Source organism: Kitasatospora sp. NPDC097605, from assembly GCF_040302725.1.
Classification (GTDB): Bacteria; Actinomycetota; Actinomycetes; order Streptomycetales; family Streptomycetaceae; genus Kitasatospora.
On record NZ_JBEOSF010000013.1, the window covers coordinates 80,481 to 101,780 of the forward strand.

The following is a 21,300-nucleotide window of genomic DNA, read 5'->3' on the forward strand; positions in this document are numbered from 1 at the left end:
CCCGCCCACCGCACAGGCCGGGACCACCGAGCCAAAGCATCACCACGCACACGGCCACCGGAGCACCTGCCGGAGGCGGCTTGCCGGGTGCCGCCGCCCGACAGGCCCGGCATCCGCCCGGACCGGGTCGACGCCTCAGACCGAGAGCCAGGTGGCCACCGCCGAGTAGCACCACCGGCGTTCGGCCTCCAGCCGTCCAACCGGAGCCGGAATGCCAGGCACCTCCGCCCAACACGCCCCGCCCACCGCACAGGCCGGGACCACCGAGCCAAAGCATCACCACGCACACGGCCACCGGAGCACCTGCCGGAGGCGGCTTGCCGGGTGCCGCCGCTCGGCAGCTCAGGCGGGGAGCCAGGAGGGCCAGGAGCGGCGGGGTGGGCCGGGTGGGGGGAGGGTGCCGAGGAGGGGGGTGAGGCGGTCGGCTTCCGGGGAGCCGATCGGGGCCAGGATGCCGTGTGCCTCGGTCCAGCAGGCGCGGGCTCGGGACAGGTCGTTCGGGTGGTGGGCCGCCAGGGCGTCGCCGAGGGCGGCCAGGGCCAGGCCGCGGCCGCGGTGGTCGCCGTCCAGGGTGAGCGCCTCGACCGCGTGCTCCGCCGCCTCGACCGCCTCCGGGCCGCGTCCGGCCGCGCGCAGTGACTCGCCGAGCCGCAGCAGGAGCCGGCCGGTGCGCCGGTGGTCGTCCGGGTCGGTCAGGGCGAGGGCGGCCCGCCGGTGGGCGGCCGCCTGGTCGTGCCGGCCGAGGTCGTGGGCGATCGAGCCGAGCGAGTCCCGGGCGCGGGCCTCCAGTTCGCGGTCGGCCAGGTCGTGGCCGATCACCAGGGCCTGGTCGACCACCCGGCCCGCCGCGCCGAAGCGGCCCTGCCGGGCGAACGCCGCCGCCAGCTCCAGCAGTTCGGCGGCCAGCGCGCGCCGGTCGCCGATCCGCTGCCGGACCGCGACGGCGGCCGAGAACCCGGCCACCGCCTCGTCCGGGCGGCCGAGCTGGACGAAGCAGGCGGCGAGCGAGCCGTGGGTGAGCGCGAGCAGCGGCTGCGGCAGCCCGTGCGCGGTGCACAGGTCGCGGGCCCGGAGCAGCTCGGCGAGGGCCGACGACGCCGAGCCGACCTCGGCCAGCAGCCGGCCGAGCACCAGCCGCGCCCGGGCCTCCGCGGTCCGGTCGCCCTCCCGCAGCGCGGCCCGCAGCAGGGCGTTGGCGGCGTGCCCGAGCGGGCGGGTGGCGTGCCCGGAGTCCGCCGACAGGCAGACGCCCAGCAGGAGTTCGGCGAGCCGGTCGAGGCCGGGCGCCGCCTGCGGGGCGCGGCTCCGGAACTCCGCGCACTGGCGCACCAGCGCCCCGACGGCCACGTACCCCCCGACCGCCCGGGAGGCGGCCGGCGCGGTCGGCGAGCGGAGCGCGGCCGTCACCCTGGCGTGATGGTGGTCCACCAGCCGGGCCAGCGCGGCGGCCCGCTCGCCGTCCCGCTCCGCCTCGTCGCGCGGGCCGCCCGGGCAGACCCGGTCGACCCGCTGGGCGAAGGCCCGCAGCAGATCGTGGTAGCGGTAGCGGTCGGGACTCGCCGAGACCTCCAGCATCGAGCAGTCCACCAGCGATTCGGCCAGCGTCTCGGCGGCCGGGTCCGGCCGGTCCAGGACGGCGGCCACCTCCGCCGCCGACAGGTCCGGCACCTCCGGGACGGCCAACAGCCGGAAGGCGCGCGCCTGTTCGGCGTCCAGCAGGTCGAAGCCGAAGCGGAACGAGGAGTCGACGGCGAGGTCCCCGCTGCGCAGTGCGTCCAACCGGTAGCGCTCACCGCCCAGTTGCTCGACCAGTCGGGCGACGCTCCAGCCCGGGCGGCAGGCCAGGCGCGCCGCGAGGATCCGCACCGCGAGCGGCAACTGCCCGCAGAGGCTGACGAGTTCACGGGCCGAGGAACTCTCGGCGGCCACCCGCTCGGCACCGACCACCCGGGTCAGCAGGGTGACCGCCTCCTCGACGGGCAGCACCGGCAGTTCGGTGAAGCGGGCGTTGGGCAGTGCCCCGATCCGGGTCCGGCTGGTGACCAGGACGGCGCAGCCCGCGCCGCCCGGGAGCAGCGGCCGGACCTGCTCGGCGTCGCGCGCGTTGTCGAGCAGCACGAGGACCCGCCGCCCGGCGAGCAACGACCGGTAGCGGGCGGCCCGTTCGGCCGGTCCCGCCGGGATCGCCTCGCCGGGGACGCCGAAGGAACGCAGGAAGACCGCCAGCGCCTCCTCGGGCCGGGTCGGGCGGCCGTCCGCGCCGTGCAGGTCGAGGTAGAGCCGGCCGTCCGGGAACTCCTCGGCGAGGCCGTGCGCGACGTGCAGGGCGAGCGCGGTCTTGCCGACCCCGCCCATGCCCGCGATCGCCGCCACGGGCATCCGGCCCGGTTGCCGCAGGGCCGTCCGCACCTCCTCGACCTCGGCCTCCCGGCCGGTGAAGTCAGCCATGGCGGCCGGGAGTTGGTCGGGCCTGAGGACGGTGGGCGGATCCGTCGCGGCCGGCGGTCCGACCTCGGTAGCGGCACCGGTCGCGGGCGACGGCACCGGCCCCGTCAGGCTCTCGTCCGCCGCGAGGATCCGCCCGTGCAGGTCGCGCAGCCCCGGGCCGGGGGCGACGCCCAGCTCGGTGCGCAGCCGGCGGTCCGCCGCCCGGTACACCTCCAGCGCGTCCGCCTGCCGTCCGGAGCGGTACAGCGCGAGCATCAGCAGCTCCGAGAGGCGCTCGCGCAGCGGGTGCTCCTCGGCCAGGGCGGTCAGCTCGGCGACCGACTCCGCCCACCGGCCGCCCTCGACCTCCGCCTCCAGGGACGACTCCAGGACGGCGAGCCGGCGCTCCTCCCACTCCCGGCGCTGGCGCTGCACATAGGGGCCGGGCACCCCGGACATCGGCTCGCCGCGCCAGAGCGCCAGCGCCGTCCGCAGGACGCCCGCCGCCTCGGCGGGCCGGCCCTCGGCCCGCAGCGTCCGGGCCCGGGCCAGCAGCGTCTCGCAGCGCGCGGTGTCCAGGCTCCCGGGGTCGGCCACCAGCAGGTACCCGCCGCCGAGCGAGGTCAGCACCTCGGGCCCGAGCACCCGGCGCAACCGGTGCACATAGGTGCGGATGACGCCGTGGGCGCTGGCCGGCGGCTCCTCGCCCCACAGGTCGTCGATCAGCTGGGCGCCCGAGACCTGCCGGTTCGCCCGGAACAGCAGGGCGAGCAGCAGCCCCTGCTGCTGCGGCGAACCGAGCGCCAGCTCCACCCCGCCCCGCAGGCCCCGCACCGGCCCGAGCACTTCGAACCGCAGCCCGTCCGACCGCGTCCCCTGGTCCATCGACATCCCCCCGTACCTGCGCGACTCCCCCGTCCGCATGATAACCACCGGCATTCCCGCTGCTCAGCTCCGGCGGAGCGGCGCCGCCGCGGCCGCACTGGCGATGCTTGCCTTCGAGTGGACTCCAACTCGTAGCTTCGATCGCACCACGCACCGCGCACGACCCGGGAACGGAGAACCCCCATGAGCACGGACAAGGACAATGACACCGCCGCCGCCACGCGGGAGGAGCGATTCGAACGGGGGCTGGCCGTCCTCACCTCCGTCGACGGCGAGGCCGGGCGGCGGGTGGTCGACGCGCTCGCCGACATCCACCCCGAACTCGCCCACCAGATCGTGGCCTGGGGCTTCGGCGAGATCTACAGCCGGCCCGGACTGCCGCCGCGCGACCGGCAGTTGGTCACCCTGGGCATGCTCACCGCGCTCGGCGGCTGTGAGCCGCAGCTCGAGGTGCACCTCAACGCCGCCCTCAACGTCGGCCTCACGCCCACCGAGATCACCGAGGCCCTGCTGCACTCCGCCGCCTACTGCGGCTTCCCCAAGGCCCTGAACGCCACCTTCGTCGCCAAGAAGGTCTTCGGCGAGCGTGGCCTGCTCCCCGTGGACGGGCGGTGACCGCGGACGGGCGGTGACCGCGGACGGGCCGCAGGCCGCGCCGAACTCCCGGGCCGGGAAAAGGTGGTGAAGGGCGGGAGGGGCGGCGGCAGACTGACCGGATGACCGAGGAAACGTTCGAGACGTTCAAGAAGGACCTGCTCGTCTATCTGCAGGACGCCCGGGACGCCCTGCTGTGGAAGCTCGAAGGGCTCTCCGAGTACGACATCCGCCGGCCGCTGACACCGACCGGGACCAATCTGCTGGGGCTGGTCAAGCACGCGACGGCGGCGGAGGCCCTGTACTTCGGGGAGACCTTCGGGCGGCCGTTCGACGCGCCCCGGCCGTGGATCACCGGGGACGCCGAGCCGAACTCCGACTTCTGGGCGACCCCGGAGGAGAGCCGGGAGCAGATCGTCGACCTCTACCGGGCGGCCTGCGCGCACGCCGACGCGACGATCGCCGCGCTGCCGCTGGACGCGGTCGGCCGAGTGCCGTGGGGAGGGCGGAGCGAGGTGACACTGCACCACAGCCTCGTCCACATGACCGCCGAGACCCAGCGGCACGCCGGGCACGCCGACCTCGTCCGCGAACTCGTCGACGGCGCGACCGGCCAGCGGCGGGGCGGGGAGAACACGGCCCCCGGCGACGAGGCCTGGTGGGCCGCCCACCGGGAGCGCGTCGAGCACGCCGCCCGGGAAGCCTCCCGGTCTCAGGCGGAGCCGTCGGCCCAGGCGTAGTGACGGGCGACGGCGGTGGCCGCCGCCGCGACGGCCTCGCGCAGGCCGGGCGGGCCGAGCACCACGGCCTCCGCCCCCAGCCGCAGCAGGTCCCCGACGGCCACCGTCGTGCTCTCGACGGCGAGGTCCACCTCCACCCACCCGTCGGCGTCGGGCGGGCCTGCGGTGGCCAGCGCCCGGGTGCCGGCGGCGCCGAACTGCATCGGGAGCAGCCGGCGGGCCTGCGGGGAGACCCGCAGCCGGGCGGTCTGCTGGTGGAGGGCGGCGGTCAGCCGGCGGGCGGTCTCCGCCCAGTGGGCCGCCAGGTCGAAGCCGGCGGGGCGCTCGAAGGCCTCCTCGGCGACCTCGACGGCGAGCAGCCGGGAGACCCGGTAGGTGCGGACGGCCGGCTCGGCGGCGCCCGGCGTGTCCACCGCACCCGCGACCAGGTACCAGATGCCGCCCTTGAGGACGAGGCCCAGCGGGTGCAGCTCCCGGTGCACCTCGCCGCGCCAGCGGCGGTAGTGCACGCGCAGCACCCGCTGCTCCCAGACCGCCCGCGCGACCGGGGCCAGGTGGGCGACCGGGTCGGCGTCGCGGAACCAGGCCGGGGCGTCGAGGTGGAAGCGGTCCTGGACGCGGCGGGTGCGGTCGGCGAGTTCGGCGGGCAGCGCGGCCTGGAGCTTGAGCTGGGCGGTGGTCAGCACGGCGCCGAGGCCGAGGTCGCGGGCCGGTCCGGGGGCACCGGTGAGGAACAGCGCGTCGGCCTCGGCGTCGGTGAGCCCGGTGAGCCGGGTGCGGTAGCCGTCCATCAGCCGGTAGCCGCCGTCGGGCCCCCGGTCGGCGGTCACCGGGACGCCGGACGCGGCCAGCGCCTCGACGTCCCGGTAGACGGTGCGGACCGACACCTCCAGCTCGGCGGCGAGGTCGCCGGCGGTCATCCGGCCCCGGTTCTGGAGCAAGAGCAGCAGGGCGAGGAGCCGGTCGGCGCGCATGGCCCCATTCTGGCGCCCGTACCTGACAAAAGGTGTCAGGTACGGGCGCCAGAGTGATCACCGAGCGCCCGGCACACCCGTCGCGCGCCGGCCCGTGCACCACGCACGCACCACCCCGAGGACGACCATGAGCGCATCCACCACCGTCACCGGCAGCTTCGGCTACGCCGACTGGACGGAGACCCCGATCGGCCCGGCGGAGGTCCTGCCCCGGCTGGCCCGGGCCTCCGTCGTCAACGCCTTCACCGGCGGCATCGAGGCGGCGGCCACCGTCTGCGAGTACGTCTTCGTGTACGCCACCGAGAAGACCGGCACCTTCTCCGGCCTCCAGCAGCTCACCGGTCGGCTGGACGGCCGGGCCGGCGGCTTCGTCGTGGAGGAGCGCGGCACCTTCGCGGAGGACGGCACCGTCCGCTGCGCCTTCGAGGTGGTCCCCGGCACCGGCACCGGCGACCTCGCCGGCCTGCGCGGGACCGGCGGCTACCTCTACCACCCCGGCGAGTCCCCCGTCCCGTACACCTTCAGCTACGAGCTCGACTGACCCCGGCGGGGGCGGCGGCGCTACGCCCGGCCGGTGAGCAGGGAGACCCGCACCTGCTCCGGGTAGCCGGCGGCGGTGGGCGGGGCGGGCAGGGCGGCGCGCAGGCGGGCGGCGAAGGCCGGGCGTTCGGCCGGGGAGGGGAGCTGCGGGGCGGGGATGGCGGAGTAGAGGGTGCCCAGGAGCTGATCGGGGGTCAGGGCGTCCTCGTACGCGATCACCGTCTCCCGCACGTCCGTGAAGCCGGCGCCCGCCAGCGCGGCGGCGTAGCCCTCGCGTTCGGCGGCGCCGGTACCGCAGGAGGCGGTGATCGGGCGGCCGAAGTGCTCCTCCAGCGCGGCCCGCAGGGCACGCGACCAGTCGGTGTCCTGGGCCCAGACCGGGGCGCCGTTGGCGATCACGGCGACCCCGCCGCCGGGGCGGGTGAGCGGACGCAGCGCGCGGAACAGCTCCGCGGGCCGCATCCAGTGCAGGGCGTTGCCGATCACGGTGACGCCGAGCGGGCGGTCGCCGGACAGCAGCGCCGCGAGGGCCGGGACGTCCGTGTCGGTGCCGAGCAGCCAGAGCGCGTTGCGCACGCCCGCCCGGTCGGCGGCGGCCCGCGCCTCACGGAGCATGTCCGGCTCCGGGTCCATGCCGATGACGCTCCGCACGCGGCCGGCGAGCGGCAGGGCGAGTTGGCCGGTGCCGCAGCCGAGGTCGAGCGCGAGGTCGCCGATGCCGGGGTGGGCGTCCAGGCCGAAGGTGTGGGCGAGGGTGTCGAGCACGGCCGGCGGATAGCCGCGGCGGTACTCGGCGTAGTGGGTGGCCACCTCGCCGGAGAAGTCCGGGAGGGCGGGGGCGGAGGAGGAGGTCATGGCCGGGAACCTGCCCGCCCGGGCCGGGCCCACGCGGCTGATCGCTGTGGGCGGACGGCCCGGGGCCGGGCTGCCGGGCCGGACCGGGTGCTCAGACCTCGACGGGCGGCTCGGACATGATCCGGCGCACCTCGACCGGCATGCCGAGCGGCCCGCCCCCGGGACCGGGCGCGGCGGAGACCCTGGCCGCGATCTCGACCGCGCGCGACTCGGCGTCGCAGTCCACGATCCACCAGCCGGCCACCCACTCCTTGGTCTCCGGGAACGGCCCGTCGGTGACCACCGGCGCGCCGTCGCCGCCGGCCCGGACGAGCCGGGCGGTCTGCGGCATGGCCAGGCCCTGGGCGTCGACGAGTTCGCCGGTGGCGTGGAGTTCGGCGTTCAGGTCCCGCATGTACCGCACATGGATCCGGACGTCCTCGATCGGCCACTCCTCGACCTTGGGGATGTCCAGGTCCTGCGCGCTGAACTGCATCAGCAGCATGTACTTCATCGTTCCGCTCCTCGGTCGTCCACGGGCTCTCACCGTAAGGTCGGCGCACGCCGCGCGATCTCGACATCCCCGACCGGAATCCGCGGGGAAGAGTCAGCCCCGGCGGCGACCGCCTGGCGTGACCCGGAAGAGAGGGCCTAGGGTCGGGACGGTGAAGCGATACGACTGGCTGAAGAAGATTCAGCGCATGGACCCGGAAACCGAGTTCACCGAGATCTACCGGATCAGCAGCTGGTACGAGTTCCCCTGGGACTACACCCAGTCGCTCGGCTTCGCGCTCTACCGCACCTACGCCGTGCCCAGCATCGGCCGGCTGCTCGCGCGGACCGGCGAGTTCACCGGGCGCACCCAGAAGCGGTACGACGACACCCTGCTGATCCTGGAGGCGGTGGTCGAGCACGGCTTCGACTCCTCCCAGGGGCGCGAGGCGATCCGCCGGATGAACCAGATGCACCGCCGGTACGACATCTCCGACGACGACTTCCGCTACGTGCTCGCCACCTTCGTGGTGACGCCCAAGCGGTGGATGGACGACTACGGCTGGCGGCGCCTGTCCCCGCACGAGATCCGGGCGGCGGTCAACTACTACCGCGAGCTCGGCCGGCACATGGGCATGACCGGCATCCCGGAGACCTACGAGGAGTTCGAGCGGCTGCTCGACGACTACGAGCGCGAGCACTTCGCCTTCGACCCGGGCAGCAGGGCGGTCTCCGACGCCACGCTCGGCCTGATGGCCTCCTGGTACCCGGCGCCGCTGCGGCCGTCGATGCGGACCTCCTCGGTCTGCCTGCTCGACGACCCGCTGCGCGAGGCGTTCGGCTACCCCGCCCCGCCCGCCGCGCTGCGGAGCGCCGTCCGCGCGGGGATGCGGCTGCGCGGGCGCTTCGTGCGGCTGCTGCCGCCGCGCCGCAGGCCGCACCTGGGCCGGGACGGCTGGCAGGTGCGCAGCTACCCCGGGTACCCGTACGGCTATCGGATCGGCGACCTGGGGACCTTCGAGACCAAGGGCCGCACCGGACCCTCCTCCGGCGGCTGCCCCTTCCCGCACGCCGCGGCCGCCGGGGACGAGGGCGGGAGCGGGACGGGCGGCCCGGACATCGGCTGAGCCGCAACAGCCGCAACCGCCACGGCGGGCCGCACCGTGGACTGGCACCGCGGCCCCCGGCCCCTCAGGGGCGGGGGGCTACACCCCCGTGAGGTGGCGCAGCAGCGGGCCCGGGTCGTGGCTGCCGCAGGCGGTGCGGACGGCGGCGTCGTGGGCGGCGGCGAGGGCGTCGAGGCGGGCGAGCCGGGTGTGGCCGAGCCGGGACAGGTGGGCGGTGACGCGGCGGCGGTCGTGCTCGTCCTGCCGGCGGTAGACCCAGCCGGCCTCGGTGAGGGCGTCGACGATGCGACTGAGGCTGGCCTGCGGGATGAGCAGGCTCTGGGCGAGGTCGCCCATCGAGCGGCCGGTGCCCTCGGTGAGGGCGCGCATCACGCGCCACTGGTCGAGGGTGCAGCCCTCGGCCTCCAGCCGGGCGGCCAGATCGCGGGCGAGGCGGCGCTGGGCGACGGTGAGCAGCTCGATCAGCAGGGGCTGGTCGGTGGCCACGGCGTCGGGGGTGGTGACTGGTGGTGTCATGGCCGTGTCTCTTTCCCCGTCGCTCGTCCTGGTCGCCGGTCCCGGTGGTGCGGCCTCGTTTGGCCGGATCGGCTGGCCATGACGATACTCGCAAGCGATGAGCGCCGATGTGAAGCTGCTGGAGCCGCTCGACGCGCGGTTCCTCCCCCGGGAGACGCCGGCGCTGCGGGTGTGCCTGGTCGTGCCGCAGTCCGGCCCGCTCGGCCTGACCGGGCCGTCGGCGCTGGACGGGGCGCTGCTGGCCGCGCACGAGGTGAACGCGGGCGGCGGGGTGCGCGGGCTGCCGCTGGAGCTGGTCCTGGTGGACGGCGGCGGCGCGCCGGCGGCGGTGGCCCGGGAGGTGGCGCTGCTGCTGGACGCCGGGGCGGTGGACGCGGTGGCGGGCTGCCACTCCAGCGATGTGCACCGGGCCGTGGAGCCGGTGACCACCGGGCGGAGCGCGTACGTCTACACGCCGCCGCACGAGGGCGGTGACCGGCTGCCGGGCGTCTTCTGCACCGGGACGGACCCGGCGCGGCAGCTGGCGGGGGTGGTGGAGCGGCTCACCGGGCGGCACCGGCTGCGCCGGTGGGCGCTGGTCGGCAACGACTACATCTGGCCGCACGCGGTGCACCGGGCGGCCGGGCGGGCGGTGGCCCGGTCCGGGGCGCGGGTGGTGCTGGAGCGGCACCTGCCGTTCGGGACGGCGGAGCGGGCGCTGGAGCCGCTGCTGGACGCGCTGCGCGCGGAGCGGGCGGACGCGCTGCTGCTGAGCCTGATCGGCGCCGACCTGGTGCGGTTCAACCGGGCGCTGCGCCGCACCGGCCTGGACCGCCGGCTGGTGCGGCTGTCCGGCGCGCTGGAGGAGAACAGCCTGCTCGCGTACGGAGGGGACGCCACCGGCACGCTGTACGCCGCGATGCCGTCGTTCGCGTCGCTGACGGAGGAGCGCCGGGTGCGGCTGGCGGAGCAGCACCGGGCGGTGTTCGGGCCGTTCGCGCCGGTGCTGGACGCCTACGCGGTCGGCTTGTACGACGGGCTGCACCTGCTGGCGGCGCTGGCGGCGCGCGGGGAGCTGGTCCCGGACGACGGGCTGGGGCGGGCGGCGGCGCGGCTGCTGCGCGGGGACGGCGCCGCGGTGCGGCAGGCATGGGCGCGGGCGCCGCTGGGGCCGGCCCGCGGCGGGGTGCACCTGGCGCGAGCGGAGGGACTCGGGTTCACGGTCCTGCCGTAGGACCGCCACCGGCGCGGCCGTGATCCGCCGCACGCCCGTGTCCCGCTCTGAGCCCGTGTCCCGCCATGCGGACACGGCCGCCAAACCCTTCCATTTGGAAATAACTGGCTCTAGTGTCTCCCCACCACCTCGGGTCGCCCCGCCACGGGTCGTCACGGAAGAGAGCCCCCATGCCCGAAGCACCCCCTTCCCCCGCCGGCATCGAGAGCTACGGCTACAAGCAGGAACTGCGCCGCTCCCTGCGCTTCACCGATCTGCTGGTCTACGGCCTGGTCTTCATGGTGCCGATCGCCCCCTTCGGCATCTTCGGCAGCGTCTTCCAGGGCTCGGGCGGCATGGTCGCCCTGGCCTATGTGCTCGGGATGGTGGCGATGATGTTCACCGCCCTCTCCTACGCCCAGATGTCCCGGGCCTTCCCGATGGCCGGCTCGGTGTACACCTACGCCGGGCGCGGCATCGCGGCGCCGGTCGGCTTCCTGTCCGGCTGGATGATCCTGCTGGACTACGTGCTCGTCCCCGGCCTGCTCTACCTGATCGCCGGCGTGGCGATGAACTCGCTGGTGCCGGCGGTGCCGGTCTGGCTCTGGCTGGTCGGCTTCGTGCTGCTGAACACCGCCGTCAACTACCTCGGCGTCGAGATGACGTCGAAGGTCAACAAGGCGATGCTGATCGGCGAGCTCGTGGTGCTGGTCGTGTTCATCGGCTTCGGCGTGGCGGCGCTGGCCTCCGGCAAGGGCCGCGGCTTCGACTTCACGCCCGTCTACAACTCCCAGACGTTCTCCTGGAGCCTGGTGTTCGGCGCGGTGTCGATCGCGGTGCTGAGCTTCCTCGGCTTCGACGGCATCTCCACCCTGTCCGAGGAGAACCGGGACTCCACCAAGGCCATCGGCCGGTCGATGATCGCCGCGCTGGTGCTGGCCGGCTCGCTGTTCATCGCGCAGACCTGGATCGCCTCGCTGCTCGTCCCGGACCCGGACGCGCTGATCGCCGACGGCGATCCGAACGGCACCGCCTTCTACGACGCGGCCCGGGTCGCCGCCGGCGGCTGGCTCGCCACCGTCACCGCCGCCGCGACCGCCGTGGCCTGGGGCTTCGCCAACTCCCTGGTCGCCCAGGCGGCCACCTCGCGGCTGCTGTTCGCGATGGCCCGCGACCGCCAGCTGCCCGCGTTCCTCGCCAAGGTCCACCCGCGCCACCGCGTCCCGGTGAACGCGACCCTGCTGACGGCGGGCGTCTCGCTCGTCCTCGGCCTCTACACCGCCTCCCGCGAGGACGGCATCACTCTGCTGTCCACGCTGGTCAACTTCGGCGCGCTGACCACCTTCCTCGTGCTGCACGTGTCGGTCGTGGTGCACTACGTCTTCCGCCGCCGCAGCCGCGACTGGTGGCGCCACCTGATCGCCCCGGTCATCGGCTTCGCGATCCTCGCGTACGTGGTGATCAACGCCGACATCGCCGCCCAGCGGCTCGGCTTCGTCTGGCTGGCGGTCGGCGGGCTCGTCCTGACCGGGCTGCTGCTGTCCGGCCGCCGCCCGAACCTGGCGGCGGTGGCCACCGACGCGACCCCCGATTCCGCCTCCGCTTCCGCCCCCGGCAAGGAGAACCCGTGAACCTGCCCGACGTCGTCTCCCTCTCCCCCGAGCCCGACGCGTACGCCTACACCTTCGGCGGACGCGCCCCGCTGGTGACCGTCCAGCCCGGCACGGTGGTCGAGCTGACCACCGAGGACTGCTTCGGCGGCCGGGTCCGCGACGTCACCGATCTGCCGAGCGCGGTCTGCGAGTTCCCCTACCTCAACCCGGTCACCGGGCCGATCGCGGTGGCCGGCGCCGAGCCCGGCGACACCCTGGCCGTGCACTTCGTGGAGATCACCCCGGCCCGCGACTGGGGCATCTCCAGCACCTTCCCGCACTTCGGCGCGCTCACCACCACCCACAGCACGGCGATGCTGCACGCCCCGCTGGAGGAGCGGGTCTGGGTGTACGAACTGGACGTCGCGGCCGGCGTCTGCCGGTTCCGGGCCCGCAACAGCGACTTCACCGCCGACCTGCCGCTGGACCCGATGCACGGCACGGTCGGCGTCGCCCCGGCCGGCGGCGAGACCCTGATGTCGATCACCCCGGGCGCCCACGGCGGCAACCTCGACACCCCCGAGATGCGGGCGGGCACCACCGCCTACTTCGGCGTCAACGTGCCCGGCGGACTGCTCGCCATCGGCGACGGCCACGCCCGCCAGGGCGAGGGCGAGGTGTGCGGGACGGCGATCGAGACCGCGATGCGCACCACGGTGGTGGTCGACCTGATCAAGGGCGGCGGGCCGGCCTGGCCCCGGCTGGAGGACGACCGGTACCTGATCTCCACCGGCTCGGCCCGGCCGCTGGAGGACGCCTTCCGGATCAGCCAGCACGATCTCGTGTGCTGGAGCGGCGAGTTGCTCGGCCTGGACACCCTGGACGCCTACCAGCTGGTCAGCCAGGCCGGCCTGGCCCCGGCGGCCAACGTGTGCGACACCAACTACACGATGGCCGCCAAGCTGCCCAAGTCCCTGCTGGGCCGTGTCCGGGCGTACGACGGCCTGCACGACCGGCTCCGCGCGATCGCCGCCGGCTATCTGCGCGGCCGTTGAAGAGGGGTCAGGTTCCCTGCACAACGGTGTTCTGATTGGCGGTGAGCAGCCACCGGCCGTCCTCCTTCGCCATGACGTACAGCGGGCTCCCCTCCTCCCCGATCTGCCCGCCGTCGCCGTCGAGGTAGCGCTGGCGCACCTTGACGGCGGCGACGTCGGGCCGGATGAAGAGCACGTGCACCACCTCGTAGCCGGCCGTGGTGCCGCTGCCCGCGAAGGTCCCGGGCAGCACCTTGCGGGTGAACTCCGCGATCTCCTCCCGCCCCCGCAGCAGCAGGCCGTGGCCGGTGGTCCAGATCGCGTCCGCCCGGAACAGGCCGATGAACTCCTCGGTGAGCTCGTTGACCTGCGCGTGCTGGACGGTGGCGACCACCTGCCGGATGGCGGCGATCTCGGTCTCGACGGAGCCGGCGTTCATCAGGGTGTTCCCGTTGGTGTCCATGACGTCCATGATGAAACCTCACGCCGACTTCAGGTCAAGGGCGGACGTGACCGGGGTGACTCCGGACGGCTCGTGCGCGCCGCGGACTTGAAGCTGCCGCAGCGGCAGCTTCTACCGTTCTCGACGGGGCCGGACGGACCGGCCCCGGTGAGGGACGTGAGGGAGGGCGGGATGGCTTCCTGGCCGATCGCCGAGGTCGCGCGGATGTCCGGAGTGACGGCGCGGACCCTGCGGCACTACGACGAGATCGCGCTGCTGCCGCCCGCCGGGATCGGCAGCAACGGCCACCGCTACTACGAGGAGGCGCAGCTGCTGCGGCTCCAGCAGATCCTCGTGCTGCGGGCGCTGGGCCTGGGGCTGTCCGAGATCAGCCGGGTCCTGGCCACCCGGGTGGACGAGCTGGAGGCGCTGCGCGGCCACCACCGCCGGCTGCTCGCCGAGCGCGACCGCCTGGACGCGCTGGCCGCGACGGTCGCCCGCACGATCACCGATCTGGAGCGATCCAGGAAGGACGGTACGCCGATGACCGGGATCAACCGGCCCGAGAACCTCTTCGAGGGGGTCCGGGCCGCCGACTACGAGGAGGGCCTGCGCGACTTCCCCGAGCTGGCCGAGGCCACCGGGCGCGCCACGGCGGAGCTGAGCCCGGAGGAGGTCGAGGCGGGGCAGCGCGAACGCACCGCGCTGATGATCCGGCTCGCCGAGCTGATGGCCGCCGGGGTGCCGGTGGACGCCGCGGAGGTGCGGGCCGAGATCGCCGGGCAGTACCGGGCGCTCACCGCGATCCAGCCGGTCTCCCCCGAGGAGTTCCGGGCGATGGGGCGCGCCTGCGTGGAGAACGAGCCGTGGCGGGCGGCGTACGAGTCGATCGCCCCGGGGCTGGCCGAGTACCAGCGGGACGCGATCGAGGCGTACGCGGCGGCGCTGCCGGCCTGAGCCGCGGGGCGGCCGGACGACCGGGGGTGACCGGCTGACCCGGTGAGCGGGCGGGCGCGGGCGGGTGGACGGGACCCGCTCGCGCCCGCTCCCGCCGTCCCCACCCGAACGGGTGATCTAGGCTGGTGAGGTGCCCCTTCTCGTTCGCCGCCGCCACGTGGACCTGCTCCGCGTGACCAGCATGTCCTGTCGACGCTCCGGCTGAACCTCGCGCCCCTCCCCCTCAGCGCGGCCCGCAGCGGCCGCGTCCCCCCTCCCGGCCCCGGGCACACCGCCGCACCAGGCGCGTCCCCGGTGTTCCCGGTCACCACCGGAGCCGGCCGGGACGAGACCCAGCGGATGTCACCCATGTCGCAGCAGCACCAGCCCACCACCAGCCCCGCCGGCGCCCCCGCCGAGGCCCCCGTCGACGCCCTTCCGGTGATCGACCTCTCGCTCGCCGGCGGCAGCCCGGCGGACCGCACCCGGCTGCACGACGGGCTGCGGACCGCGGCCACCGGCGTCGGCTTCTTCCAGCTCGTCGGCCACGGGGTCACCCCGGCCGAGACGGCCGCCCTCACCGACGCCATGCGGGCCTTCTTCGCCCTCCCCGAGGCCGACCGCCTCGCCGTCGCCAACCTGCACTCCCCGCACTACCGCGGCTACACCCGCACCGGCGACGAGCGCACCGGCGGCAGCCGGGACTGGCGCGACCAGCTCGACATCGGCGCCGAGCTGCCCCCGCACGTACCCGCCCCCGGCGAGCCCCCGTACTGGTGGCTGGAGGGCCCCAACCAGTGGCCCGCCGCACTCCCGGAACTGCGCGCCGCGGCCCTGGCCTGGATCGACCGGCTCGGCGCGGTCGCCCGCACGCTGCTGCACGAACTCCTCGCCGCGATCGGCGCCCGCCCGGACTTCTACGACCCCGCCTTCGCCGGCCACCCGCACCTGCGGCTCAAGCTGGTCCGCTACCCGGGCACCGCCCCCGACGGCGCCGCCCAGGGCGTCGGCGCCCACAAGGACTACGGCTTCATCACCCTGCTCCTCCAGGACACCGTCGGCGGCCTCCAGGTGCAGCGCCCGGACGGCTCCTTCCTGGACGTCCCGCCGCTGGAGGGCGCCTTCGTCGTCAACCTCGGCGAGCTGCTGGAGGTGGCCACCGACGGCTACCTCAAGGCCACCAGCCACCGCGTGGTCAGCCCGCCCGGCGCCCGCGAGCGCTTCTCCGTCCCGTTCTTCTACAACCCCCGCCTCGACGCCCACATCGAGCCGCTGGACTTCCCGCTCGCCCACCACGCCCCCGGCGCCACCCAGGACCCGGCCAACCCCCTCTACGCCGACTTCGGCTTCAACGAGTGGAAGGGCTACACCCGGGCCCACCCCGAAGTCACCCGCCGCCACCACCCCGACCTCGCCGCCTGAGCCGGCCGGACCCGGGCCCGCGCTCCTCTCCGGAGCGCGGGCCCGTCCGGTGTCCGGGGCGTGGACCCGGTGGGACAGTGGTGTCACACTGGCGGTGTCACAGTGCTGGTGCTACGGACGGGAGGCGGGGGTGGAGGTGCGGCTGACGGTGGACGAGTTGGCGGCGCGGGCGGGGGTGACGGTGCGGACGGTGCGGTTCTACGGGACGAAGGGGCTGCTGCCGCCGCCGGAGCTGGGGGCCCGGCGGGTGGGGTGGTACGGGGCGGAGCACCTGGACCGGCTGGGGCTGATCGAGGAGCTGCAGCGGCAGGGGCTGACGCTGGCCGCGATCGAGCGGTACCTGGCGCGGCTGCCGCAGGACTCCACTCCGCTGGATCTGGCGATCCACCGGGCGCTGGTGGCGTCCTGGACCCCGGAGGTGCCGGAGCAGGCGGGCCGGGAGGAGGTGGAGCGGCGGGCCGGGCGGCGGCTGTCGGTGGAGCAGCTGGACCGGCTGGCCGCGATGGGGGCGCTGGAGCGGACGGCGGACCCGGAGGTGTTCCGGGTGGACCCGGGACTGCTGCCGCTGGGGGTGCGGATCCTGGACGTGCCGATCCCGCTGGAGACGCTGGTGGCGGCGCGCGCCGTGGTGGTGGAGCACAGCCGGGCGACGGCGCGCGAGCTGCAGCGGCTGTTCCGGGAGACGGTGTGGAAGCCGTACCGGGAGAGCGAGCCCGCGCCGGACGAGGTCGAGCGGATGAAGGCGCTCACCGACCACATCCAGCCGATGGTGGCGCAGGCGCTGGTGACGGCGTTCCAGAAGTCGCTGCGGGAGGAGATGGGCAGGGGCATGGGCGCGGGGACGGGCGGGGCGGCCGCCGAGGAGCGGTGGACCGCCCCGCCCGAGACCGCCCCGCCCGAGACCGCCCCGCCCGAGCGCTGATCAGTCCGTGAAGGTGCGGCCCTCGGCGGCGATCCGCTCCAGCAGGGCCGGCGGCGCGAACCGCTCGCCGTACGCGGCGGCGAGTTCGCGGGCGCGCGCCGCGAAGCCGGCCGGGCCGCCCGGGTAGCCGTTGATGTACTGGAGGACGCCGCCGGTCCAGGCCGGGAAGCCGATGCCGAGGATGGAGCCGACGTTGGCGTCCGCGACCGAGGTGAGCACGCCCTCCTCCAGGCAGCGCACCGAGTCCAGGGCCTCGCTGAACAGCATCCGCTCCTTGAGGTCCTCGAACGGCACGGCGACGTCCGCGCGGGTGAAGTGCTCGCGCAGGCCCGGCCAGAGGCGGCCGCGCACGCCGTTCTCGTCGTACTCGTAGAAGCCGGCGCCGCCGCTGCGGCCGGGGCGGCCGAACTCGTCGACCATCCGGTCCACCACCGCGTCCGCCGGGTGGGCGGTCCACTCGCCGCCCGCCGCCTCGACGGCGCGCCGGTACTCGTCGCGGATCCTGCGCGGGAGGGTGAGGGTCAGCTCGTCGAGCAGCGAGAGCACCTTGGCCGGGTAGCCCGCCTGGGCGGCGGCCTGCTCGACGCTGGCCGGCTCGACGCCCTCGCCGATCATGGCGACGCCCTCGTTGATGAACTGGCCGATCACCCGCGAGGTGAAGAAGCCGCGCGAGTCGTTGACCACGATCGGCGTCCTGTTGATCTGCCGGACCAGGTCGAAGGCGCGGGCCAGCGCCTCGTCCCCGGTCTCCGGACCGCGGATGATCTCCACCAGCCGCATCTTGTCGACCGGCGAGAAGAAGTGCAGGCCGATGAAGTCGGCGGTGCGCTCCACCCCCTCGGCGAGCAGGCCGATCGGCAGGGTGGAGGTGTTGGAGCAGAGCAGCGCGTCGGGGGCGACGACACCCTCGATCTCCTGGAACACCTTGTGCTTCAGCTCGGGGTTCTCGAAGACCGCCTCGATCACCGCGTCGCAGCCCGCCAGGTCGGCGGCGTCGGCGGTCGGGGTGATCCGGGCGAGCAGCTCGTCGCGTTGCGCCTCGCTGCTGTGCCCGCGCGCCACCGCCTTCGCCAGCAGGCCCTCGGAGTAGGCCTTTCCACGCTCGGCGGCCTCGACGGTGACGTCCTTGAGCAGCACCTCGATGCCGGCCTTGGCACAGGCGTGGGCGATGCCGGCGCCCATCATGCCGGCGCCGAGCACGGCGACCTTGCGGACCGTCCGCTTCTCCACCGAAGCCGGCCTTCCGGCACCTGAGTTGACCGCCTGGAGGTCGAAGAAGAGCGCCTGGATCATGTTCTTGCTGGTCTGCCCGCAGGCCAGCTCGGTGAAGTAGCGGGCCTCGATCACCATCGCGGTGTCGACGTCCACCTGGGCGCTCTCGACGGCGGCGGCGAGCACGTTGCGCGGCGCCGGGTAGGGGGCGCCGGCCAGCTGCTTGCGCAGGTTGGCCGGGAAGGCGGGCAGGTTGGCGGCGAACGCCGGGGTGCTGGGGGTGCCGCCGGGGATCTTGTGGCCCTTGACGTCCCAGGGCTGGACGGGGGCGGGGTTTGCCTCGATCCAGGCCCGCGCCCGGGCGGCCAACTCCTGCGTGGTCTCGACGAGTTCGTCGACCAGGCCGTGTTCGAGGGCCTGCGCCGGGCGGTACTGGCGGCCCTGCAACAGGAACTTCAGCAGGGCGTCGGTGATGCCGAACATCCGGACGGTGCGGACGATCCCGCCGCCGCCGGGGAGCAGACCGAGGGTGACCTCGGGCAGGCCGATCCGGCTCGCGGGAGTGTTCAGGGCGATCCGGTGGTGACAGGCGAGGGCCAGCTCCAGGCCGCCGCCGAGCGCGCTGCCGTTGACCGCGGCGACGACCGGCTTGCCGAGCGTCTCCAGGGTGCGCAGCGCGCGCTTGATCCGCATCGACTTCTCGAAGACGGCGGCCGCGTCCCCGGGTCCGGCGGCGGAGAGCATCCGCAGGTCGCCGCCGGCGAAGAAGGTCTTCTTGGCGGAGGTGACGACCACGCCGCGCAGCCCGCCCTCGGCGGCCAGGCCGGCCAGCCGGGCGACGACGGCCTCGAAGTCGGCGGTGAACGCCTCGTTCATGGTGTTGACGGACTGCGCGGGGTCGTCGAGGACGAGGGTGACCACGCCGTCCTGGTCCTGCTCCCAGCGGATGGTGGTGGTGTCGCTCATGGGTTCGGCTCTCCGGAGGAGGTGGGGAGGAGGACGGGGGTCAGACGCGCTCGACGACGGTGGCGATGCCCATGCCGCCGCCCACGCAGAGGGTGGCCAGGCCGTAGCGCAGGTCGCGCCGCTCCAACTCGTCGACCAGGGTGCCGATGAGCATCGCGCCGGTGGCGCCCAGCGGGTGGCCGAGGGCGATCGCGCCACCGTTGACGTTCACCTGCTCCGGGGAGAAGCCCATCTCCCGGATGAAGCGCAGGGCGACGGCGGCGAAGGCCTCGTTGATCTCGACCAGGTCGATGTCGGCGGCGGTCAGCCCGGCCTTGGCGAGCGCCTTGCGGGTGGCGGGCGCGGGGCCGGTGAGCATGATGGTCGGCTCGGAGCCGGAGACGGCGGCGGAGACGATCCGGGCGCGCGGCCGCAGTCCGTAGCGCTCGCCGATCGCGCGGTTGCCGATGGCGACCAGGGCGGCGCCGTCGACGATGCCGGAGGAGTTGCCGGCGTGGTGCACGTGGTCGATGGCCTCCACCCAGTGGTACTTCTGCAGGGCGACGGCGTCGAAGCCGCCGGCCTCGCCGATCGCGGCGAAGGAGGGCTTCAGCGCGGCCAGCGTCTCCACCGTGGTGCCCGGGCGGATGAATTCGTCGCGGTCCAGCACCACCAGGCCGCTGCGGTCGCGGACCGGGACGACCGAGCGGTCGAAGAGGCCGTCGGCCTGGGCCTTGGCGGCGCGGGCCTGGGACTCGGCGGCGAACGCGTCGACGTCGGTGCGGGAGAAGCCCTCGATGGTGGCGATGAGGTCGGCGCCGATGCCCTGCGGCACGAAGTTGGTCTCGTAGGCCGTCATCGGGTCGGCGAACCAGGCGCCGCCGTCGGAGGCCATCTTCACCCGGGACATCGACTCCACGCCGCCGGCCAGGATGAGGTCCTCCCAGCCGGAGCGGACCTTGGCGGCGGCCAGGTTGACGGCCTCCAGGCCGGAGGCGCAGAAGCGGTTCTCCTGGACGCCGGCGACGGTGTCGGGCAGGCCGGCGGCGATGGCGGCGATCCGGGCGATGTCGGAGCCCTGGTCGCCGACCGGGCTGACCACGCCGAGCACGATGTCGTCGATCGCCGCCGGGTCCAGCTCCGGGAAGCGGTGGCGGATCTCCCGGATCAGGCCCACGACCAGGTCGATCGGCTTGGTGCCGTGCAGGGAGCCGGTGGCCTTGCCCCGGCCGCGCGGGGTGCGGATCGCGTCGTAGACGTACGCTTCGGTGGTCACGGTGGGGAGCCTTTCGGGGCGGGGGGGGTGACGGCGGGGTCGGGTGGTGGGGATCAGTCGAGGAGGGAGCGGCCCACGATCTCCTTCATGATCTCGGTGGTGCCGCCGTAGATGGTCTGGATGCGGCCGTCGGTGAACGCCCGGGCGACCGGGTACTCGGCCATGTAACCGTAGCCGCCGTGGAGTTGGAGGCAGCGGTCGGCGGTGCGCTTCTGCAGTTCGGTGGCCCACCACTTGGCCATCGAGGCGTCCGCCGGGGTGAGCGCGAAGCGGTTGTGCTCGGTGATGCAGCGGTCGACGAAGGTGCGGGTCACGGCGCACTCGGTGGCCAGTTCGGCGATCTCGAAGCGGACGTGCTGGAGCTTGGCCAGCGGCCGCCCGAACGCCTCGCGCTGCTTGACGTAGTCGGTGGTGATCTCGACCAGGTACTCGGCGCCGGCGATCGCGGAGGCCGCGATGGTGAGCCGCTCCTGGGCGAGGTTGCGCATCAGGTACAGGAAGCCCTGGTTCAGCTCGCCGAGCAGGTTCTCCTTGGGGACGCGGACGTCCTGGAAGAACAGCTCGGCGGTGTCCTGGGCCTTCTGGCCGATCTTGTCGAGGTTGCGGCCGCGCTCGAAGCCGGGCATGCCGCGCTCGACGACCAGCAGGCCGAGGCCGTGCGCGCCGCCCTCGGGGGTGGTGCGGGCGACCACGACCACCAGGTCGGCGAGGATGCCGTTGGAGATGAAGGTCTTGGCACCGTTGAGCAGGAAGTGGTCGCCCCGGTCGACCGCCTGGGTGCGGATGCCCTGGAGGTCGGAGCCGGTACCGGGCTCGGTCATCGCGATGGCGGTGATCAGCTCGCCGCTGCAGAAGCCGGGCAGCCAGCGGCGCTTCTGCTCCTCGGTGGCGAGCGAGGTGAGGTAGGGGCCGATGATGTCGTTGTGCAGCCCGAGCGCCAGACCGGAGGCACCGGCCCGGGCGAACTCCTCGGCCAGCACGGCGGCGTAGCGGAAGTCGGCGGTGCCCCCGCCGCCGTACTCCTCGGGCACGGCGAGGCCGAGCAGGCCCTGCCGGCCGGCGGCCGACCAGGCCTCGCGGTCGACGATGCCGGCCTTCTCCCAGCGGTCGTAGTGCGGCAGCACCTCCTTGGCGAGGAAGGCCCGGACGGTGCTCCGGAAGTCCTCGTGCTCGTCGGTGAAGAGGTCGCGTTGCACGG

19 protein-coding genes are annotated in these 21,300 nt (G+C 74.5%); 10 read left to right on the plus strand and 9 right to left on the minus strand.

The genetic code is table 11. The features are described 5' to 3' along the window. Positions 1-342: 342 nt before the first annotated feature. On the minus strand, positions 343-3,318 hold the full coding sequence (locus ABTX81_RS17045; RefSeq protein ID WP_350545840.1) for an AfsR/SARP family transcriptional regulator: 2,976 nt from the start codon (positions 3,316-3,318) through the stop codon (positions 343-345). A gap of 177 nt (positions 3,319-3,495) precedes the next feature. On the opposite strand from ABTX81_RS17045, the gene ABTX81_RS17050 reads away from it, so the two are divergent. Continuing rightward, positions 3,496-3,927 carry a carboxymuconolactone decarboxylase family protein gene (locus ABTX81_RS17050; RefSeq protein ID WP_350545844.1) on the plus strand — a complete coding sequence of 144 codons (432 nt, stop codon included), beginning with the start codon at positions 3,496-3,498 and terminating at the stop codon, positions 3,925-3,927. A 101-nt stretch (positions 3,928-4,028) separates the two neighbouring features. Next, positions 4,029-4,646, plus strand: a complete 618-nt coding sequence (locus ABTX81_RS17055) for a DinB family protein (protein ID WP_350545848.1) — start codon at positions 4,029-4,031, stop codon at positions 4,644-4,646. On the opposite strand, the gene ABTX81_RS17060 is transcribed toward ABTX81_RS17055, so the two are convergent. Beyond that, positions 4,619-5,620: a helix-turn-helix transcriptional regulator gene (locus ABTX81_RS17060; protein ID WP_350545853.1), complete on the minus strand. Its 1,002-nt coding sequence runs from the start codon at positions 5,618-5,620 to the stop codon at positions 4,619-4,621. The genes ABTX81_RS17055 and ABTX81_RS17060 overlap by 28 nt on opposite strands. Positions 5,621-5,747: 127 nt before the next feature. Here ABTX81_RS17060 and ABTX81_RS17065 point away from each other — a divergent pair, with 127 nt between their 5' ends. Further along, positions 5,748-6,161 carry a DUF3224 domain-containing protein gene (locus ABTX81_RS17065; RefSeq protein WP_350545857.1) on the plus strand — a complete coding sequence of 138 codons (414 nt, stop codon included), beginning with the start codon at positions 5,748-5,750 and terminating at the stop codon, positions 6,159-6,161. Positions 6,162-6,181: 20 nt separating this feature from the next. Here the strand turns inward: ABTX81_RS17065 and ABTX81_RS17070 are convergent, their stop codons facing one another. Next, entirely contained in the window at positions 6,182-7,015 is an 834-nt protein-coding gene (locus tag ABTX81_RS17070) for a class I SAM-dependent methyltransferase (protein ID WP_350545861.1), read from the minus strand. Positions 7,016-7,106: 91 nt separating this feature from the next. After that, positions 7,107-7,508 carry a YciI family protein gene (locus ABTX81_RS17075; protein WP_350545864.1) on the minus strand — a complete coding sequence of 134 codons (402 nt, stop codon included), beginning with the start codon at positions 7,506-7,508 and terminating at the stop codon, positions 7,107-7,109. A 151-nt stretch (positions 7,509-7,659) separates the two neighbouring features. On the opposite strand from ABTX81_RS17075, the gene ABTX81_RS17080 reads away from it, so the two are divergent. Further along, entirely contained in the window at positions 7,660-8,613 is a 954-nt protein-coding gene (locus ABTX81_RS17080) for an oxygenase MpaB family protein (RefSeq protein WP_350545866.1), read from the plus strand. Positions 8,614-8,691: 78 nt separating this feature from the next. Here ABTX81_RS17080 and ABTX81_RS17085 read toward each other — a convergent pair whose 3' ends face one another. Beyond that, positions 8,692-9,129, minus strand: a complete 438-nt coding sequence (locus ABTX81_RS17085; protein WP_350545868.1) for a MarR family winged helix-turn-helix transcriptional regulator — start codon at positions 9,127-9,129, stop codon at positions 8,692-8,694. A gap of 97 nt (positions 9,130-9,226) precedes the next feature. On the opposite strand from ABTX81_RS17085, the gene ABTX81_RS17090 reads away from it, so the two are divergent. The 3 genes from ABTX81_RS17090 (at position 9,227) to ABTX81_RS17100 (ending at position 12,968) form a co-directional block, all read left to right on the plus strand. Continuing rightward, positions 9,227-10,342 (plus strand): substrate-binding domain-containing protein, encoded by a 1,116-nt coding sequence (locus tag ABTX81_RS17090; protein ID WP_350545870.1) that lies wholly within the window; start codon positions 9,227-9,229, stop codon positions 10,340-10,342. A 170-nt stretch (positions 10,343-10,512) separates the two neighbouring features. Then, positions 10,513-11,952, plus strand: a complete 1,440-nt coding sequence (locus tag ABTX81_RS17095; protein WP_350545874.1) for an APC family permease — start codon at positions 10,513-10,515, stop codon at positions 11,950-11,952. Next, positions 11,949-12,968, plus strand: a complete 1,020-nt coding sequence (locus ABTX81_RS17100; RefSeq protein WP_350545878.1) for an acetamidase/formamidase family protein — start codon at positions 11,949-11,951, stop codon at positions 12,966-12,968. The genes ABTX81_RS17095 and ABTX81_RS17100 overlap by 4 nt, the downstream gene beginning before the upstream one ends. A gap of 7 nt (positions 12,969-12,975) precedes the next feature. On the opposite strand, the gene ABTX81_RS17105 is transcribed toward ABTX81_RS17100, so the two are convergent. Beyond that, entirely contained in the window at positions 12,976-13,410 is a 435-nt protein-coding gene (locus ABTX81_RS17105) for an SgcJ/EcaC family oxidoreductase (RefSeq protein WP_350545881.1), read from the minus strand. A 171-nt stretch (positions 13,411-13,581) separates the two neighbouring features. On the opposite strand from ABTX81_RS17105, the gene ABTX81_RS17110 reads away from it, so the two are divergent. The 3 genes from ABTX81_RS17110 (at position 13,582) to ABTX81_RS17120 (ending at position 16,669) form a co-directional block, all read left to right on the plus strand. Continuing rightward, complete coding sequence (locus tag ABTX81_RS17110; protein WP_350545884.1) at positions 13,582-14,346, plus strand: MerR family transcriptional regulator; 765 nt, start codon at positions 13,582-13,584, stop codon at positions 14,344-14,346. A 348-nt stretch (positions 14,347-14,694) separates the two neighbouring features. After that, positions 14,695-15,747 (plus strand): isopenicillin N synthase family dioxygenase, encoded by a 1,053-nt coding sequence (locus ABTX81_RS17115; protein WP_350545887.1) that lies wholly within the window; start codon positions 14,695-14,697, stop codon positions 15,745-15,747. A gap of 130 nt (positions 15,748-15,877) precedes the next feature. Beyond that, a complete protein-coding gene (locus ABTX81_RS17120) occupies positions 15,878-16,669 on the plus strand; it encodes a MerR family transcriptional regulator (RefSeq protein ID WP_350545890.1) in 792 nt (263 codons plus the stop codon). Here ABTX81_RS17120 and ABTX81_RS17125 read toward each other — a convergent pair whose 3' ends face one another. The 3 genes from ABTX81_RS17125 to ABTX81_RS17135 are packed head-to-tail and all read right to left on the minus strand — an operon-like array spanning position 16,670 to position 21,298. Then, positions 16,670-18,847: a 3-hydroxyacyl-CoA dehydrogenase NAD-binding domain-containing protein gene (locus ABTX81_RS17125; protein ID WP_350545893.1), complete on the minus strand. Its 2,178-nt coding sequence runs from the start codon at positions 18,845-18,847 to the stop codon at positions 16,670-16,672. A 40-nt stretch (positions 18,848-18,887) separates the two neighbouring features. Then, the gene (locus ABTX81_RS17130) at positions 18,888-20,102 is read right to left on the minus strand and encodes an acetyl-CoA C-acetyltransferase (RefSeq protein ID WP_350545896.1); all 1,215 of its coding nucleotides are present in this window, start codon (positions 20,100-20,102) and stop codon (positions 18,888-18,890) included. Positions 20,103-20,155: 53 nt separating this feature from the next. Continuing rightward, positions 20,156-21,298, minus strand: coding sequence for an acyl-CoA dehydrogenase family protein (locus tag ABTX81_RS17135; protein ID WP_350545899.1), 1,143 nt, complete (start codon positions 21,296-21,298; stop codon positions 20,156-20,158). Between the last annotated feature and the right edge of the window lie 2 nt (positions 21,299-21,300).